Raw genomic sequence first — 736 nt, forward strand, 5'->3', positions numbered from 1 at the left:
ATTACGGTGACGGTGCTTGTCACCGTCGTTCTGGCCGCCGAGCCGTGCGGATTTCCGGCATCACTCTGAACAAGGAATCGGACATGACCAACGTCACCAAGCTGCCGACTGCCATGGACCGGGCTGAGGCTTTGAAGGCCAAGGCGCTGAACTTCATCGAGCAGGCGCAGGGCGCGCTCGGAGAAGCAGAGGAGTTACTGACCTCCGATGAGCGCCGGCACGACGCGCCGTCACCCGCCGCCCAGCACGCGATGGCTCATCTCGTCGAGGTCGACAACGTGTTGGAGGAAGCCGCCAAGATGCTTGGCGGCGGCATCAAGGTCGTAAAGTGCACGAACATCCAACAGGTCAGCCTGACACGCCGTGATTGAGGCCACCTGTGCCGGACACCCTCACACGGGAGCCGGTTCATCCATTGTCTTGTGGGTGCGCGGATGTTTGATCACGACCGCTTCCAGAAATGCCTGAACCTGGCCAAGCGCGGTGCGACGGGTGGTGAGTATGACGGGCCGTCTCAGCGCGGCAGGGGCCGAGCGTCTGGCAGTTGCCGAGACTATTCGCGTGCCAGGGCCGCAGCCTGTGACTGTTCACTTGAATTACGGTGACGGTGCTTGTCACCGTCGTTCTGGCCGCCGAGCCGTGCGGATTTCCGGCATCACTCTGAACAAGGAATCGGACATGACCAACGTCACCAAGCTGCCGACTGCCATGGACCGGGCTGAGGCTTTGAAGGCCA

General features: G+C 62.0%; 2 protein-coding genes. Both read left to right on the forward strand.

All coding sequences use genetic code 11. The features are described 5' to 3' along the window. The coding region (locus MKL09_RS08785; RefSeq protein ID WP_244019566.1) for a hypothetical protein at positions 1 to 371 on the forward strand (371 nt) is incomplete at its 5' end. 130 nt (positions 372 to 501) lie between these two features. Beyond that, positions 502 to 736 (forward strand): hypothetical protein (locus MKL09_RS08790; RefSeq protein WP_244019567.1); only part of this gene is annotated, 235 nt, incomplete at its 3' end.

Origin of the sequence: Methylobacterium sp. J-048 (assembly GCF_022829515.1) — a bacterium.
Classification (GTDB): domain Bacteria; phylum Pseudomonadota; class Alphaproteobacteria; order Rhizobiales; family Beijerinckiaceae; genus Methylobacterium.